At 44.5% G+C, this 16,848-nt stretch carries 15 protein-coding genes and 1 riboswitch; of the genes, 14 read left to right on the top strand and 1 reads right to left on the bottom strand.

Annotation, left to right across the window (positions count from 1 at the left end; translation table 11 throughout):
- Positions 1-56: 56 nt before the first annotated feature.
- From ACZ5B7_RS19420 to ACZ5B7_RS19385, 8 genes are all read left to right on the top strand, one after another.
- The gene (locus ACZ5B7_RS19420; protein ID WP_464490660.1) at positions 57-749 is read left to right on the top strand and encodes a helix-turn-helix transcriptional regulator; all 693 of its coding nucleotides are present in this window, start codon (positions 57-59) and stop codon (positions 747-749) included.
- Positions 750-853: 104 nt separating this feature from the next.
- Entirely contained in the window at positions 854-1,408 is a 555-nt protein-coding gene (folE, locus tag ACZ5B7_RS19415) for a GTP cyclohydrolase I FolE (RefSeq protein WP_464494530.1), read from the top strand.
- A 13-nt stretch (positions 1,409-1,421) separates the two neighbouring features.
- Complete coding sequence (locus tag ACZ5B7_RS19410) at positions 1,422-1,628, top strand: CDGSH iron-sulfur domain-containing protein (RefSeq protein ID WP_464490659.1); 207 nt, start codon at positions 1,422-1,424, stop codon at positions 1,626-1,628.
- Between the two features lie 164 nt (positions 1,629-1,792).
- Positions 1,793-1,835: riboswitch (PreQ1 riboswitch) on the top strand.
- A 52-nt stretch (positions 1,836-1,887) separates the two neighbouring features.
- On the top strand, positions 1,888-2,547 hold the full coding sequence (gene queC, locus ACZ5B7_RS19405; protein WP_213146033.1) for a 7-cyano-7-deazaguanine synthase QueC: 660 nt from the start codon (positions 1,888-1,890) through the stop codon (positions 2,545-2,547).
- Between the two features lie 4 nt (positions 2,548-2,551).
- Entirely contained in the window at positions 2,552-3,034 is a 483-nt protein-coding gene (queD, locus tag ACZ5B7_RS19400) for a 6-carboxytetrahydropterin synthase QueD (RefSeq protein ID WP_464490658.1), read from the top strand.
- Positions 3,027-3,755 (top strand): 7-carboxy-7-deazaguanine synthase QueE, encoded by a 729-nt coding sequence (queE, locus tag ACZ5B7_RS19395; RefSeq protein WP_464490657.1) that lies wholly within the window; start codon positions 3,027-3,029, stop codon positions 3,753-3,755. The genes queD and queE overlap by 8 nt, the downstream gene beginning before the upstream one ends.
- Positions 3,756-4,112: 357 nt before the next feature.
- Positions 4,113-5,672: an AMP-binding protein gene (locus tag ACZ5B7_RS19390; protein ID WP_464490656.1), complete on the top strand. Its 1,560-nt coding sequence runs from the start codon at positions 4,113-4,115 to the stop codon at positions 5,670-5,672.
- Positions 5,673-5,686: 14 nt separating this feature from the next.
- Positions 5,687-7,255, top strand: coding sequence for a class I adenylate-forming enzyme family protein (locus tag ACZ5B7_RS19385; protein ID WP_464490655.1), 1,569 nt, complete (start codon positions 5,687-5,689; stop codon positions 7,253-7,255).
- Between the two features lie 202 nt (positions 7,256-7,457).
- Here the strand turns inward: ACZ5B7_RS19385 and ACZ5B7_RS19380 are convergent, their stop codons facing one another.
- Entirely contained in the window at positions 7,458-9,596 is a 2,139-nt protein-coding gene (locus ACZ5B7_RS19380) for a sigma 54-interacting transcriptional regulator (RefSeq protein WP_464490654.1), read from the bottom strand.
- A gap of 235 nt (positions 9,597-9,831) precedes the next feature.
- On the opposite strand from ACZ5B7_RS19380, the gene ACZ5B7_RS19375 reads away from it, so the two are divergent.
- The 6 genes from ACZ5B7_RS19375 (at position 9,832) to ACZ5B7_RS19350 (ending at position 16,848) form a co-directional block, all read left to right on the top strand.
- Complete coding sequence (locus ACZ5B7_RS19375; RefSeq protein WP_464490653.1) at positions 9,832-10,617, top strand: enoyl-CoA hydratase/isomerase family protein; 786 nt, start codon at positions 9,832-9,834, stop codon at positions 10,615-10,617.
- A gap of 341 nt (positions 10,618-10,958) precedes the next feature.
- Entirely contained in the window at positions 10,959-12,323 is a 1,365-nt protein-coding gene (locus tag ACZ5B7_RS19370) for an acyclic terpene utilization AtuA family protein (protein WP_464490652.1), read from the top strand.
- 3 nt (positions 12,324-12,326) lie between these two features.
- The gene (locus ACZ5B7_RS19365) at positions 12,327-12,671 is read left to right on the top strand and encodes an AtuA-related protein (protein ID WP_378584814.1); all 345 of its coding nucleotides are present in this window, start codon (positions 12,327-12,329) and stop codon (positions 12,669-12,671) included.
- Between the two features lie 12 nt (positions 12,672-12,683).
- Positions 12,684-13,832, top strand: coding sequence for an acyl-CoA dehydrogenase family protein (locus tag ACZ5B7_RS19360; RefSeq protein WP_213145452.1), 1,149 nt, complete (start codon positions 12,684-12,686; stop codon positions 13,830-13,832).
- 243 nt (positions 13,833-14,075) lie between these two features.
- On the top strand, positions 14,076-15,263 hold the full coding sequence (locus ACZ5B7_RS19355) for an acyl-CoA dehydrogenase family protein (RefSeq protein WP_464490651.1): 1,188 nt from the start codon (positions 14,076-14,078) through the stop codon (positions 15,261-15,263).
- 46 nt (positions 15,264-15,309) lie between these two features.
- Complete coding sequence (locus tag ACZ5B7_RS19350) at positions 15,310-16,848, top strand: acyl-CoA carboxylase subunit beta (protein ID WP_464490650.1); 1,539 nt, start codon at positions 15,310-15,312, stop codon at positions 16,846-16,848.

Raw genomic sequence — 16,848 nt, 5'->3', positions numbered from 1 at the left:
TATTATTTGGGGTCGTGAATATATATTTAAGAAAAAGAAAAAAGCGGGGAGGTAAAATGTTGAGTTTTCAGGCAGAACACTTATCAGAACCGAGGAGGAGAATTATACATGTCATAAAAAGTAATGGAGCATCATCGATGAGTGAAATTGCTTCATTACTGGATATTTCTGGTGAAGGCGTAAGGCAGCATCTCGTGCAATTAGAAAAGGATGGCTGGATTAGCCGGTTTGCTGAAAAAAGCAATGGAATTGGACGCCCGCATATACGCTATCGTTTGACCACCGCTGGAGAGCATCTTTTTGAAAAAAATTACGATCACTTAACAATAGAAGTTTTGGATACCATGGTCAATAACTTGGGAGAAAACGCGCTGAAACAAGTACTGTCCGCCATGATAGAAGAAAGAGTTCGTGAATGGGAACCGAAAATGTTTGGGCTAAGTACAATCGATCGATTAAAAGTCCTCAAGGATTTTTATATAAAAAACGACTTTTATATGGATGTTGAAAGTAAGGACACAGATTATTACCTGATTGAGCGGAATTGTCCATTTCATAATGTTGCTTTACGGCGGCCAATTCTGTGCAGTGTTACTGTTTCTGTTCTGACTCATTTGCTGGGATGTAAGGTAACAAGAGAGCAGCGTCTTCAAAATGGGGATGGCTGTTGTTCCTTTCATGTACAAATAAATGAGCCTGTCGATGGAAATATACCGCGGATCATCATAGAGGATGAAAAGTCCAATTAAACAAAAGGAATGGTGTGAAAATGACCCATGATCAATTCCTTATTTTGTGCAGGAAATTTCCAAAAATTTTTAATTCATTGTCACTTGAGGCGAATGAAAGCTATATGGAGGTCAATAGGATTACGGATGCAATTGGGAAATTAATAAAGCTATGTGGTGATGATCCCGACCGAGATGGATTGCAAGACACACCATATAGAGTTCTAAAAGCATTTCTGGAATATACAGAAGGGTATCATGAGGACCCGAAACTACATTTGGAAAAGACATTTGATATTCATCATAAAGGGTTGATTTTAACGAAAGACATTGAGTTTTATTCCATTTGTGAACATCATTTCTCTCCCTTTTTTGGGGTGGCCCATGTAGGTTATCTTCCAAATGAAAAAATTACAGGTTTATCCAAGATCGGCAGGATGGTTGACGGGTATGCTAAAAGATTCCAAGTACAAGAGAGACTGACAAATCAAATCGCAACAGCAATGGAAGCGGTTTTGGAACCGAAAGGAACGATGGTTGTCGTCGAAGCAAAGCATATGTGCATGTGCAGCAGGGGAACGAAAAAATCTGATGCGTTCACGACAACTACCAGTTTCCGAGGAATATTTGAAAATCGATCTGATTTACGTGCCGAGTTTTTTTCAATAATTAAAAGTTAGGAGAATGATAGGTATGGATAATCAAATAAAAATCTCAGATAATGGTCCGTTGGTCGTAACAGGTGATATTCAGTTAACCGATTCAGAAGGAAATGAATTTTCCAAAAAGGGGAAAGTTTATCTTTGCCGCTGCGGTTTGTCCAGTAAAAAGCCATTTTGTGATGGTTCTCATAAGAAAGGCGGATTTGAAAGCAGTCCAAGAGCAACTGATGCCACATAATATCTTAAATTAAAGAATAGGCGCCTAGATTGGCGTCATTTTCATATTAGGAAGTTAATTATTAATGCTTAAAAAAAATGTGGAAATATCGTCAAGCAGATTGAAAAATTTATAAATTGGTTTATAATCATATAGTTGAATGAAAAATAGAAAATCCGCACCCTGCGGTAGAGGTTCTAGCTACCCTCTTTAAAAAACTAAGGAAAACAGGACTGCTTTCTTTAGTAGTCCTGTTTTTCTATTTAAAGGAGAATTTATGATGAAGAAAGATAAAGCAGTTGTAGTTTTTAGCGGCGGACAGGACAGCACCACCTGTTTGTTTTGGGCATTGGAACGATTTGAAGAAGTAGTGGCGGTTACGTTTAACTATAATCAAAGGCACAAACTTGAAATTGAGTGTGCCCAAAATATCGCGAATGAACTTGGAATAGAGCATCATATTTTAGATATGTCATTGTTAAACCAACTGGCACCAAACGCCTTAACACGTAAGGACATTGAGGTGAAGGATGGAGAAAATGGTGAATTGCCTTCCACTTTTGTACCGGGACGGAACCTGTTATTCATCTCTTTTGCAGGGGTGCTGGCAAGCCAGGTTGGGGCTAAGCACATTGTTACCGGTGTTTGTGAAACGGATTTTAGCGGTTATCCTGATTGCCGTGATGTTTTTATAAAATCCTTAAATGTCACATTGAACCTGTCGATGGACAAGGAATTTGTTATTCATACCCCATTAATGTGGCTGGACAAAGCTGAAACCTGGCAAATGGCAGATAATCTGAATGCCTTGGATTTTGTTAGGGAAAAAACATTAACCTGCTATAACGGGATCATTGCCGATGGCTGCGGTGAATGCCCGGCTTGTAAACTAAGAAAACGCGGCCTTGATCAATATTTAAGCACACGAGAGGAGTTGTAACGCAATGTATGGCTTTCGAATTGTCGATAAACTCCAAAAAATAGATGAAGATATCAACCGCAGTCAATTGAAATACCATCACAAACGTGTTCTTGTGAGCAAAGAATTCACATTTGATGCTGCCCATCATTTGCATTGCTATGAAGGCAAATGCAAAAACCTTCATGGCCATACGTATAAAGTCATTTTTGGAATCAGCGGCTACGTTGATGACCGTGGCTTGATGATGGATTTCGGGGAGATAAAAGATATTTGGAAAAATGAAATTGAAATTCATCTGGATCATCGCTATTTAAATGAAACCTTACCGCCAATGAATACCACGGCTGAAAACATGGTGGTCTGGATTTATGAAAAGATGGCTGAGGCGCTTACGAAAGAAGAGCGGAAGAATCAGTATAGTGGCGCAAGAGTGGAATTTGTTCGGTTGTTTGAGACACCGACAAGCTATGCGGAAGCTAGACGGGAGTGGATGGAAGTTGAGTAAAATACCCGTAATGGAAATTTTCGGACCTACCATCCAAGGGGAAGGGATGGTCATCGGCCAGAAAACGATGTTTGTAAGAACTGCTGGCTGTGATTATTCCTGCAGCTGGTGCGACTCCGCCTTTACCTGGGATGGCACCGGTAAAAATGATATTCGCATGATGGAAGCAGAGGAAATTTGGAAAGAGATGAAGCGAATCGGCGGCATGAATTTCTCCTTTGTCACAATTTCAGGCGGGAATCCTGCGTTATTGAAAAATCTCGATGAATTCATTAAGATCCTAAAAGATAATCAAATAAAAATTGGTCTCGAAACCCAAGGGAGCAGGTGGCAGGAGTGGTTTTATGAGATTGATGAATTAACCATTTCCCCCAAGCCGCCAAGCTCGAAAATGGAGACGGATTTTGAAATTTTAGATGAAATCATTGGGAAACTTACACAAAATAATTTAGCGCAACAATTCAGCTTAAAGATTGTGGTATTTGATGATCTTGATTATGAATATGCCAGAGCAGTTCATTTCCGTTATCCGGATGTTCCCTTCTTTGTACAGGTTGGTAATGATCATCTGTCAACAATGGATAATCAGGAGCTGCTTCTGCATCTTATTAATAAATATGAAAGACTGATAGACAAGGTCATGCAGGACTCCGAAATGAATAATGTGAAGGTTCTTCCGCAATTGCATACTTTTTTGTGGGGAAATAAAAGAGGAGTTTAGGTGAAAAACAGGCGATGTCCATGGCGGCATCGCTTTTTATTTGTTTTTTACCATTACAATCAAACTGTTTATAAAACTATACAACTGTGTTTTTTTTATAACATTTGTTCAAGGAGAAACTGTATATATATGGCGTCAGAAAGTATGTGCCCCATTTAAAATAACTGGTACAATTCTTGCATTTCTTAAAGTAGGTATTGAAACCATAGTTAAGGAGGTTTCTGAGCATGTAAGATTGGAAGGCAATCGGATAAAAAAATAAACCTTTTTTAATCGGAATGAAGATTTTTTAACGTAAGCAAAAATGGAAGCGATTTCATGTATTAAGGAGTAATTTGAAAAAACGGGGGGAAGCTCATGAGTGAAATCACCATCTTAAATCGAGTGGCAATCGGCGATATTGTGCGCAGGACGGCAGCCAAAAATCCAGTCAAAACGGCCATCATTTCAGGGGATAAAAGGATTTCCTATCAAGAGTTTAATGAAGATTGCAACCGCTTTGCGAACTACCTGTTGGACCTCGGGTTAGAAAAAGGAGATTCGGTTGCCACTATTTGCGGAAATAGTTGGCAGTTTCTGGTTGCCATTTTTGGAATCGCAAAGGCGGGTTTGGTTTGGGTTCCGATTAATCCAGGGATATCCTTTAACGAAAAGTCGTATATTCTTGCAGAGGTCCGCGCAAAAGTCCTTATCTGTGACGAGGGATTTTTACAAGACAAAAAAGAAGAATTTTCAAGCATGTGTCCGGAATTGCTCATTATTGGAAAGGGTGCCACTGAGGCTGAAAAATTTGAGCATGCCTTAAATTCCGACCATACGGAAGAACCGGAAGTGGAGATTGGGGACCGTGACCTGGCCCAAATCATGTTTACTAGTGGAACGACTGGCTCACCGAAAGGAGTCCTCATTAACCATCAAGCTGTGTTTATTGCCAGTCTGGCCAATATTATTGAAGCGGGGATGGCGAAGGACGATATTGCGACGATGATGATGCCCGTGTTCCATTGTGCTCAGCACACGCTTGTCTCGTCCTTTTTCCACTTAGGCGCAACAGTGGTGGTAATCCAAGGCTTCGAACCGGAGTCCTTTATGAAAACAGTCGAGAAGGAGAAGATTACCTGGATGTTTGGCCTCCCGATGATGTACCGGGCATTTCTCTACCATCCTTCTTTTAAAAAATACAACCTATCAAGCCTGCGCTATTGCCTCTACGCCATGGCCCCAATGGACCGCAATACGCTGGAAAAAGGAATCAGTGAACTAGGCTGTGAGTTTGCATTAGGGTCGGGACAGACCGAAATGTATCCGGCTACATGTGTGTTTAAACCTGAGGACCAACTGCGAAAATCAGGTCCATATTGGGGGACAGCATCCTTGATTACGGACATCGCAATAATGGACGACAATGGAAACCTGCTAGGAAAAAATGAAGTGGGTGAAATCGTTCACCGCGGTCCAAATGTTATGGCCGGCTATCTCAATAATCCGGAAGAAACGAAGCGGTCACGGCAGTTCGGCTGGCATCATACCGGGGACTTAGGGTACTTTGACGAGGATGGGCTGCTAGTTTTTGTGGACAGGAAGAAGGACATGATTAAGACTGGCGGGGAAAATGTAGCATCTATTCAGGTAGAACAAGCGCTATTGTCTTATCCAAAAGTATTAAATGCGGTAGCAGTCGGTTTGCCGCATGAACGCTGGATTGAGGCTGTCACGGCATTTGTTGTGTTAAAACCTGGGGAGGTAGCGACGAAAGAGGAAATCCTTAAACATTGCAAAGAACATCTAGGGACCTTCCAAGTCCCAAAAGAGGTGTTAATAGTAACCGAGCTTCCGCAGACAACGACCGGAAAAATCCAAAAGAATGTGTTGCGGGAGCAATTTAAAAATCTTTATTCTAATAATCCAGTAGTTTAAAAGGGGGGATGTTTTTGCAGGACTGGATTGTTCATAAAGTATTGGCGAATGCCGTTGATAGGTTCCCGAATAAGCTATTTTTAATTTATGAAGACCAACGGATTACTTATAAGGAACTGGATGACGTCACCGATGTATTGGCGTCGGCCCTTCTCCAGGAGGGATTTGAGAGAGGCGACAAATTGGCCATTTTGGCGTTAAACCAACTGGAATGGCTGTATACGTATTTCGCGGCAGCCAAAATCGGTGTCGGCGTGGTGGCCCTGAATGTCCGCTACCGAGATTCAGAGCTGGAGTATATGCTTAACAATTCAAAAGCAAAAGGAATTGTATCCATCTCCGGCCATCACGGCTTTAATTTTGCCGAATTTTTCGAGAAGTTTCAAGATAAGCTTCCGACAGTGGAAAAATATATTTTCATAGGATATGGGTTTGAAGGAAGTCTATCCTTTGAAGAGTTGTTGGCTAGGCCGCTTGAGCGGGGCAGGCTTGAGGCCGCAAAGCAAGAAGTGTTGGAAGAGGATACAGCCGTTGTCATCTATACATCTGGCACCACCGGAAAGCCAAAGGGGACAATGATCACCAACCGCAGTATTCTGGCGTCGGCCAAAGCCCAGGCAGACCATTTGTCGCTTGGAGCGGGGGATTGCACAGTAGGGAGTTTACCGTTAAATCATGTCGGAGGCATTACCTGTGCGGTCCATGCCTTATTAGTAAGTTTTGGCAGTATTGTCCTAGTACCTGAGTTTATTCCGGAAAAGATCTTGCAGGTTATTCATGAGGTGAGACCTACCATTTTTGGCGGAGTGCCGACGATGTACCTCATGCTATTAAACCATAAACATATTAATCAATATGACCTAAGTTCCGTTAAGGTCTGCATTGCCGGCGGATCCAATGTCGATCCTACCCAATGTGAAATGATCGAAACGAAATTTCCAAACGCAAAAATCATCAATTTATATGGCCTTAGTGAAACGTCTGGAGCCTGCATCATGACCAGGTTAACTGACTCTCTTGAAAAAGTGCAGCAAAGTATCGGCGTTCCAATCGGCGATTTTAGCTTGAAGATTGTCGATGTGGAACAAAAGGAGCTTGCGAGTGGTGAAGTCGGGGAAGTTGCGGTGAAGGGTGGCTGCCGGGCGAAGGGGTATTTTGAGCTGGAAGAAGAAACAAGGCTGGCATTTTCTGAGGATGGCTGGTTATATACTGGAGATATGGGTTACTTGGATCACGAGGGGTATGTTATTTTAAAAGGGCGAAAAAAGGAGATGTACATTCAGGGCGGCTATAATGTCTATCCTGTCGAGGTGGAAAATATCCTGATGTCGCATCCGAAAATAGGTTTTGCCGCCGGAATTGGCGTGCCTGATTCATTCCTTGGCGAAGTGGGCCGTTATTACATTATCCCAATAGAGGGTGCGGCCATCACCGAAGAAGAGGTCAAATCATTTTGTCAGCAGCATTTAGCAGATTATAAGGTACCGAGGCAGGTTGTTTTCGTCAGCCGGCTCCCGCAGACACCAGCGGGCAAAATCCAAAAATCTGCGTTGAAGGAGCAATATTTGAAACAGCTGCAGTGAGGAAAAACAACCACATGGGGCTTTGCCTGTGTGGTTGTTTTTGTGGGATAGTTAGCGATTCGCTGATAGAACCTGCAAATTCGCCGATAGAACTCGAAGATTCGCCGATAAACACATAGAATTCGCCGATAGAATCTCAAAATTCGCCGATAGAGTGTAAAGATACACTCTAAAAAGGATTGGTTGAATACGAAGACAGACCCTAGGTAAACCGAAATTCCAATTCTTCAATAATTTGATACCTTTTCATTTTCTGATATAGTGTTGTTCGGCTGATTCCTAGCAATTCGGCGGCTTTTGTGCGGTTTCCTCGGCATTTTTTTAAAGCTTGCAGGATTACTTCCTTTTCCGTTCGGCTAATGGATTGCTTCCGGTCAATAGGAAACTGGGACTCGGTTGTTTTAGATTTTGGAGAAAGTACCGGCTCTTGAGGCAGTAATTTCAATTCTTGTGGAAGATGTTCTATTTCAATCCATTCCGAACTACTGTAATGGAAGGCCCTTTCCAAGACATTTTCCAATTGCCTGATATTCCCTGGCCAGTGGTAGTGCTGCAAGCTGCTTGCTACTTCCGGCGAGACGCCGATGATGTTCCTTTTCGTTTTGAAATTAATTTTATTGATAAAATGGCGGCACAATAACGGGATGTCATCGAGTCGCTCTCTTAATGGCGGGATGTGTAAATGAATGACATGAATCCGGTAATAGAGATCTTCTCTGAATTTTCCCTGCTCTACAAGCTCCGCCAAGTCCTTGTTAGTGGCAGAAATAATCCGAACATTTACCTTGGTGGTTTTAGTGGCGCCGATTCTTTCAAATTCTTGTTCCTGCAAGACTCGTAAAAGCTTTACTTGCAGGGAGACAGGCATTTCACCGATTTCATCGAGAAACAGTGTTCCATTATTAGCCAGTTCGAATTTACCAGGCTTTCCTCCTTTTTTCGCTCCGGTAAACGCGCCATCCGCATAGCCAAAGAATTCAGATTCCAGCAATTCCTCAGGAATGGCCCCGCAATTCACCTTAATAAAGGCGCCTTTGCAGCCTGACACCCGGTGAATCCCTTCTGCGATCAGCTCTTTGCCGGTCCCGCTGTCTCCGGTAATTAACACATTGGATAAAGATTTTGCGGCAATCACGGCATCCTGCTTGAATTTTTCCATTTGTGAATTCTGTGAGATGACGTGAGCAAATGGGTCCGTATCTTTGGAAATACGGGATAATTCTCCACGGTAAAAAGAAATCTCACTTTCTAATTTTTCCATGTGAAAAAGAAGGTCTCGCCAGGCTTCGAGCTGCCGAAAAATGATTTTAAAAATGGCGCCTAGCTTTTGGCCATCCTGGTAGATGGGCATTTGCGCGACAATGCATTTCCGCTTGTCGATTTCAATAAGTTTTCCCTCAATTTTTTTATCCATTTTCAAGCTGAGTTCAGAAGGAAGCTGGGGTGCTATTTTTGAAATAGGGGTACCGAGAAGCTGGTCTTGCTGGTCAAGGGAAAACAAATCCAGAAACCCTTGATTGGCCATCGTGATCAGCCCGTGCTTGTCTGTGACAGCCACCCCATCGTAGGCAAGCTCAAGTGCGCTGTCGAGAATCTTCTTAAGCTGATTGGTCGTTTCCAATTCAGCAGCAATGATTTCATAGGAGGTGACGTCTCGCAATACCACCATGGCGCCGGTAATACGGTTAAGTTCTCTGATAGGAATAAAGGAAGCGATTACTGTGAGGTCTTTAAAACTGAAACGTTTTGCCTGTTGAATTTGACCCGTTTTCATAGTCTCAATTAACCCTTTGCGGAAATCGGGGAGAAACAGGTCAATGGGAGCATTCAGCAGCGTTTTGCCGTTCAATTGCAGCAGGTCTATAACGGTGTGGTTAAAGGTTGTGATTTTTAGGTTGGAGTCTACGGAAATAACCGCATCCTGCAGGTTTTCAACCAGTGATTTCATGCGGTTCAGTGTATCTTCCAAGGCGGTCATGTTTGAGTACACCAAATCCAGCTTTGACATGATTCCAAATACATTTTGCTGCTGGTTGAGGACGACGGCCTGACTGACATTGCCTTCAATCATAATTTCTCTTGCATCAAGCAAAGTCTGGTCTTTTTGAATCGTGACAACGTTTTGTTTTATGAGTGGCCGAATGGAAGAATCTAGAGGTGTGTTTTCAAGCAACGCCCGATAAATCGCATTTTTATGTAGAATTCCAAGCAATTTCCTGTCTTCGGTGGTTACACAGCCGATGTCCACCCGATGGGATAAAAACGCAGAAATGGCGTCGCGTATCGTGCTTTCAAGGGATAACTGCACAAAATTGACGGTTGTAAAGCTGCTAACTTTCAATCGAAAGAGACACCTCCACGCTAATCTGAAAATTTGTACTTTTCACACATTTATTATTATAGCGCTTACATTCAAATAAAACAATCGCTACAGTGTACACATCTTTGAACAACTGTTCACTTTTGTGCACAAGGTGTTTATTTTTTCATGAGAAATAGAGGATGTTTGCCTTAAAAGAGGTTGGCACGTTTTTTGCAATGTGTATATTGATACTCCTATTTAAGAGGTGAATGACATGACCTTTGAAACGATCCGCTACGAAGAAATTGAAAACGTTGCCAAAATTACGTTGAATTTACCGGAAATGAGAAACCCGCTAACACAGGAATCGACAAGAGAGCTGACTTTTGCGATAAGGGAGGCGGACCAGAATCAGGACATCCGTGCAATTATCCTTTCCGGTGCCGGTACAGCGTTTTCGGCTGGCGGTAATCTGAATGATTTTAAAAAAAATTTCCAGAAAACAGCACCGGAGCTTTATTTTGAAGGGCGCGAAAGTACGGAATTATTCAAGCTGGGTGCTGAAGTCACCACTCCGTTGATTGCCAGCGTCAATGGGCCGGCGTTGGGCGGCGGAACAGGGCTTGTGGCGATGTGCCATATTGCCATCGCCTCAACCGAAGCCAAGCTTGGTTTAACCGAACTGAAATTGGGGCTGGTGCCATTCGTGATTATGCCCTGGGTCCGGCGGGCGGTCGGCGACCGGAAGATGATGGAGCTGATGCTGACTGCGGAAATTTTTACGGCGGAGCAGGCGAAGGAATTAAACCTTGTTCATCGAGTTGTAAAACCGGATGAGCTTGAGGCGGAAACGATGAAGCTGGCGAGGCAGTTGGCGAGTTTCAGTCCGCTCGCGGTCAAGCTAAGTTTGGATGCTTTTTTTACAACCGAGCAGATGGATTTGCTGAAATCGTTTGATTATTTGACGACGCTTAGGCTTGTATCGTTTATGAGTGAGGATTTAAAAGAAGGGGCATCCGCTTTTCTGGAAAAAAGACGGCCGAATTGGGCGGGAAAATGAGGACTCAATTAGTCTCTAATACCTATTCGTAAATAAAACAGTGCAATTCGCAAATAAAAGTTGAAAAATCGCAAATAAAACTTACATTCGCAAATAAAAGTCAAAATTCGCAAATAAAACTCACATATTCGCAAATAAAATGCAAAAAAACGCAAATAGAGTTTTTAGAATCGCCGATAGAAGCATAGATTTCGCCGATAAATTGCTGAAATTCGCTGATTGATAGGTGAAATTCGCCGATAGCACGATAAGATTCGCCGATTGAACCCCAAAATTTTCTGTTGAAATGGAATTCACATCAAATAAAGCTAAGCACCGACTACTGAAAGGAGGAATTTGTCATGAAAAAGGTACGAATTGGGGCTGCCCAGGGCTTTTATGGGGACAGCATCGAAGCGGCTGTCGCAACAGCGGCAAAAGGGAATGTGCAATATCTTTGTTTCGACGCCCTGGCCGAGCTGACAATGGCCATCCTGGTTAAAGATAAACGAAAAAATGAACAGGCAGGCTTCACCAAGGATTTGCCGCTGCAAATGAAGGCGCTGCTTCCATTTGTAAAGGAAAAGGGTATTAAGCTGTTAACGAATGGCGGCGGCATCAACCCGCTTGGCGCTCAACAGGAAATTTTAAGAGTAGCTAGAGAAATGGGGATGAGCGGTTTAAAAGTCGCGGTCGTGACCGGGGACAATGTACTGGACCGAATACCTGAGTTTTTAGAAAAGGGATATTCCCTTAATCATCTTGAAACAGGTGAAAGAATCGAGGCAGTTAAAGACAGATTGGAGTTTGCCAACGCCTATATCGGTGCCAAGCCGATTGTCGAAGCATTACGGGCCGGCGCAGACATCGTTGTTACTGGACGGACGACGGATACCGCTCAGTTTTTAGCGCCGTTAATCTATGAATATGATTGGAAAGAAGACGAGTGGGATAAGCTTGCAAGCGGGATTTTTATGGGGCATTTGCTCGAATGTTCGGCGCAATCAACAGGCGGGAATTTCAGCGGCAATTGGCAGGATATCGAAGGCTTTGACCGAATGGGCTATCCAATTGCCGAGGTATCGGAAAATGGTGAATTTACCATTAGTAAGGTGGAGGATCAGGGTGGCCTAGTCACGGTTGATACGGTAAAAGAACAGATGCTTTACGAAATTCACGATCCGTCGGCCTATATTACCCCAGACGTCATCGTCGATCTAACCGGCGTTCATTTGGAAAATAGCGGGCTGAATCAGGTGACGGTGACAGGGGTGAGAGGTAAACCGCGGACAGATACATTAAAGGTCGTCATCGGCTATGAGAACGGCTATGCTGCGCAAGTGGTTGTCGGGTTTGCCTGGCCAGATGCCTTACGAAAAGCAAAAAAGGTGGATGAAATCATTCGGACGCAGATGGAAAGGTACCGGTGGAACTATGAGGAAGTTCGCACAGATTTCCTTGGATACAACTCCTTAAGTGGTCCTCTCGCTTTTGAACATGAGCAGGAATTAAATGAGGTGTATTTACGGATGGCGGTCAAAGCAAAGACGAAACAGGAAGCGGCCCGTTTTAGCAGGCTCTTCCCGCCGCTGGCTTTGAATGGTCCTCCATCGATGAGCGGTTTTACAGGCAACTCTTCTCCACGGGCGTTACTCGGGATGTGGTCGACCCTGATCCCACGGAGTGAGGTTGAAAATCTTGTGAAAGTTGAACTGCAGGAGGTGTAAACAATGGCTATCGTCAAGCTGAGAGACATCGCACAAACTCGCTCCGGGGATAAAGGCAACATGGTGAATATCGGTGTGTTTGCCCCGAACCCGGCCATCTATCAAATTTTTTTAGAAAAACTAACTACTGAGCGGGTGAAAGAGCATTTTATAGGACTTGTGGAGGGAGAAGTGGCCCGCTACGAACTGCCAAACATTCTTGCGCTTAACTTTGTTTGCAAGGAGGCATTAGAGGGCGGCGGTTCAGCCTCATTAAGGCTGGATAATCTCGGCAAGTGCTTTGGTGCGAATATGATGCGGCTCGAATTAGAAGTGGATGATTCTTTATTAGCAGAACTAAGAAAATGAGGTGAACAAGTGATGCCATATGAACCATATTTTACGGAAGAACATGACCAGCTTCGAAAAATGATTCGTAAATTTGTAGAAAATGAAATTGCACCGTATGTGGATGAATGGGAGGAACAGGGGGAATTTCCACGATCCGTCTTTACGAGAATGGGGGAACTGGGGCTTCTTGGTTTGCATTATCCTGAAGAGGTTGGCGGCCAAGGCGGGGATTATTTTTCCGGAATTGTCCTGGCGGAGGAATTGAATAAATGCGGCTGCGGCGGTGTTCCGATGGCAATAGCTGTCCAAACCGATATGGCCACGCCGCCGATTTATAAGTTTGGAACTAAGGACCAGCATGAACGCTTCCTCAAACCGGCGCTGAGAGGGGAAAAGATTGCGGCCATCGGGATTACCGAACCGAACAACGGCTCGGATGTCATGGGGATTCAAACGCGGGCCAGAAGAGAAGGCGACGAATGGGTCATTAATGGGGCGAAAACCTTCATAACCAATGGGACTCGAGCGGATTTCATCACTCTCGTTACGAGAACATCTGATGATCCGGGTCCGAAGGGAATAACGTTGTTCTTAGTGGAGACGAATCGTCCTGGTTTCTCTGTCGGGAAAAAGCTCGACAAGGTCGGAATGCGTTCTTCTGATACAGCAGAGCTGATTTTCGATAATGTCCGTGTTCCTCATGAAAACCTGCTGGGGGAAGAGGGTAAGGGCTTTTATCAAATCATGTGGCAATTGCAGGGTGAGCGCATGGTTGGCGCGGCTGGCGCTATCGGTGGTGCTGAACATTCCTATGAAATGGCGCTTAACTATGCCAAAACAAGAATTGCCTTCAACCAGCCAATCGGTAATTTCCAGGTCATAGCCCACCTGCTTGCCGAAATGAAAACGCAAATTGAGGCATGTAAGGAATTGACCTATGCGACTGCCTACCGGTTCTCAAAAGGTGAGGTGCCGTCCAAAGAAATCTCGATGACAAAATTGGCAGCCGCACAGATGTCGCATTGGGTCGCGGACCGCGCACTGCAAATCTTTGGCGGAAATGGCTATATGTCGGAATATCCGATTGAACGTGCTTGGAGGGACAGCAGGCTGCCGAGAATTGGCGGCGGCACGGATGAAATTATGAAGGAGATTATTGCGAAGCAGATGGGGTTATAAAAAAGGTAACTTTAGAGGGTTTGGGTGGTCTGATTAAAGAAATATTACCTGATTTTTAGAAGGAAAATCGGTCATGAAATAGGGTTTTCCGGATAACTATTAAATTTGGCGGATATTCGTAGAGTTTCAGCGGATAAGTCTCTGGAATTGGCGGATACATTTACAATTTTGGCGGATAAGTCTCCCAATTCGGCGGATACCAATGAAAGAACCAGCCTAAAAAGAAGGATATGGAGGGGTAAGATGGGTCACTGGATTTTTACGGACGAACATTACATGTTTCGGAAAACGGTTCGCTCCTTTGTGGAAAAAGAAATAACCCCAAATATTGAACAATGGGAAAAAGACGGCCAGACGCCGAGAAGCCTGTATAAACGAATGGGGGAGCTGGGCTTTCTTGGGATTAAATTTCCGGAGGAGTATGGCGGCAGTGGTCTTGATGTTGTCATGGAAGCTGTATTTACCGAAGAACTCGCTAGATGCGGCGCAGGCGGGGTCGGTGCGGCGATTGGCTCACATACAACCATAGCCATGACCAATATTTGGCGTTACGGGAATCACGAACAAAAGCTGAAATACCTCGTACCAGGGATTAAAGGGGAGGCCATCTCAGCACTGGCGGTAACCGAGCCAGGTGGCGGGTCAGATGTGGCCGCCATTAAAACGACTACTAAAAAAGATGGTGACTATTATGTCCTGAATGGTTCGAAGACCTTCATTACGAATGGCGTAAATGCCGATTATGTGATTGTTGCCGCAAAGACAAAGGAAGGGCCGCAGCATCGCAATATAAGTTTATTTATTGTTGAGACTAATTCAGATGGTTATTCGGTTGGAAAAAGCCTGAAAAAATTAGGATGGCGCTCTTCAGATACCGGGGAACTTTTTTTCGACAATGTCATCGTGCCGAAGGAAAACCTGATTGGTGAGGAGAATGAAGGCTTCGTTTATATAATGAAAAATTTTCAGTATGAGCGGCTGATTCTTGCATTGGGCTGCATCGGCGCAGCCGAGAAGGCGCTCGAGCTAACGGTCCAATACAGTAAGGAAAGAATCCAATTCAACAAGCCGCTCTCAGAGTTTCAGGTGCTGCGCCACAAGATGGTCGACATGGCTGTCGATATTGAAAAAGCTAGGAACCTTACTTACCGGGCTCTTTACTTGTACAGTCAAGGGAAAAACTGTGTCACGGAAGCGACAATGGCAAAGGCAGTTGCCAGCGAAATGGTGAATCGTGTTTGCGACCAAGCGGTGCAAATTCATGGTGGCAATGGGTATATGATGGAATACCCGATTCAGCGGTTGTGGCGTGATGCCAGGATTCAAACTATCGGCGGCGGCACGACACAAATCATGAATGAAATACTTACCAAACAGCTGGGGATCCTGACACCCGTGGAAGTCCCAGCGAATAAGGCCCCGAAGTCTTAAAAACCAATCCAAATCGAAGCTTGCAATCTCAAAAACTACCAAAGGAGTGCTGACCTTGGAACGTGAACGAAAAATCCTCGCGGAACGTGAACGCATTTATCAGGGAGGACCTGACCACGACAAAATAAAGAAGATAGGAAAACTGTTTGTCCGGGATCGGCTTAGGCTCTATTTTGACGATGAACAGCCCTATTATGAAACCGGTCTGTTTGCCAACGCCACAAAGGAAAAGTTACCTGCGGACGGGGTAGTAACGGGCACAGGCAAAATCAATGACCGGCTTGTATTTTTCATGGCCAGCGACTATACCGTTAAGGCTGGCTCCATCGGCAAATTCCATGGCGAGAAAATCCTGCGAATTCAAGAGGCAGCGATTCGGGGCAGACGGCCGATTGTCTATATGATTGATTCTTCAGGAGGAAGAATTGATGAAGCCGGCGGCTACCATGTGGAGAAGTATTCAGGCGGGAAGATTTGGTATAACCACAGCATGCTGTCCGGACGTGTCCCGCAGATTGCTGTGCTTTACGGTCCATGCTTTGCAGGGACCGCCTATATGCCGGTTTTTTCCGACTTTGTCATCATGGTCGACAAAATTTCTGGAATGGCGATTGCTTCGCCAAGAATGGTACAAATGGCGACAGGACAGCAGGTGGATGTCGAGGAACTGGGCGGTGCCACCATGCACACAACCAAAAGCGGGTCGGCTGACTTTATCGCGAAATCTGAAGAAGAAGCAGCCGAGCTTGTTAAGAAACTACTAAGCTATCTGCCTGATCATTTTGACGGAAAGCTGCAGGAATTTCCAGCTAAGGAACCAACACGAAATCCAGCCGAAATAGACAATATTATTCCTGTCGAACCAAACCGCGCCTACGATGTCCGGAAATTAATCGAATCGATTGTTGACGGTGACAGCTTCCTTGAAGTCAAAGCCAATTATGCAAAGGAGCTGGTGACCGGGTTTGCCCGCTTGAACGGGAAAACGGTTGGAATTGTTGCTAATCAGCCACTTCATAAGGGGGGAGCCATTTTTCCAGAGTCATCGGATAAAGGTGCTAAATTTGTCTGGACTTGTGATGCCTACAACATTCCGCTTCTGTATTTATGTGATACCCCTGGGTTCATGGTCGGCACAAAGGTAGAGCAAGAAGGAATTCTTCGAAAAGGCCGGAACTTTATTTTCGCAAGCTCTACGGCCAATGTTCCGAAAATGTGTGTGATTGTCCGGAAGGCTTATGGCGCGGGGATTTATGCGATGGCAGGTCCGGCCTATGAACCGGATACGACGATTGCTCTGCCGTCCGCGGAAATTGCCATCATGGGTCCTGAAGCAGCGGTCAACGCTGTTTACTATAACAAAATTAAAGCCGTGGCTGACCCGGAAGAAAGGGCCGCATTGGTGCAAAAGCTGCGAGAGGAATACCGGGCCAGCTACGACATTATCAAGCTATCAGGCGAGCTGGTCGTAGACGATTTGGTTGTCCCAAGCGAATTGCGCCAAGAACTGATGCGCCGCTATGAAACATTCGAAAACAAAGATTTCCCGCTTCCGGCGAAAAAGCATTCAACCATTTTAAGTTAG

The sequence above is a fragment of the Neobacillus sp. S1115 genome, from assembly GCF_055385565.1.
This window is presented reverse-complemented; position numbering and strand designations above follow the sequence as displayed.

Bases quoted from the DNA above. Each gene is read 5' to 3' on its own strand.
- ACZ5B7_RS19420 (WP_464490660.1), top strand. From the start codon at position 57: ATGTTGAGTTTTCAGGCAGAACACTTATCAGAACCGAGGAGGAGAATT.
- folE (WP_464494530.1), top strand. From the start codon at position 854: ATGGAGGTCAATAGGATTACGGATGCAATTGGGAAATTAATAAAGCTA.
- ACZ5B7_RS19410 (WP_464490659.1), top strand. From the start codon at position 1,422: ATGGATAATCAAATAAAAATCTCAGATAATGGTCCGTTGGTCGTAACA.
- queC (WP_213146033.1), top strand. From the start codon at position 1,888: ATGAAGAAAGATAAAGCAGTTGTAGTTTTTAGCGGCGGACAGGACAGC.
- queD (WP_464490658.1), top strand. From the start codon at position 2,552: ATGTATGGCTTTCGAATTGTCGATAAACTCCAAAAAATAGATGAAGAT.
- ACZ5B7_RS19390 (WP_464490656.1), top strand. From the start codon at position 4,113: ATGAGTGAAATCACCATCTTAAATCGAGTGGCAATCGGCGATATTGTG.
- ACZ5B7_RS19375 (WP_464490653.1), top strand. From the start codon at position 9,832: ATGACCTTTGAAACGATCCGCTACGAAGAAATTGAAAACGTTGCCAAA.
- ACZ5B7_RS19370 (WP_464490652.1), top strand. From the start codon at position 10,959: ATGAAAAAGGTACGAATTGGGGCTGCCCAGGGCTTTTATGGGGACAGC.
- ACZ5B7_RS19365 (WP_378584814.1), top strand. From the start codon at position 12,327: ATGGCTATCGTCAAGCTGAGAGACATCGCACAAACTCGCTCCGGGGAT.
- ACZ5B7_RS19360 (WP_213145452.1), top strand. From the start codon at position 12,684: ATGCCATATGAACCATATTTTACGGAAGAACATGACCAGCTTCGAAAA.
- ACZ5B7_RS19355 (WP_464490651.1), top strand. From the start codon at position 14,076: ATGGGTCACTGGATTTTTACGGACGAACATTACATGTTTCGGAAAACG.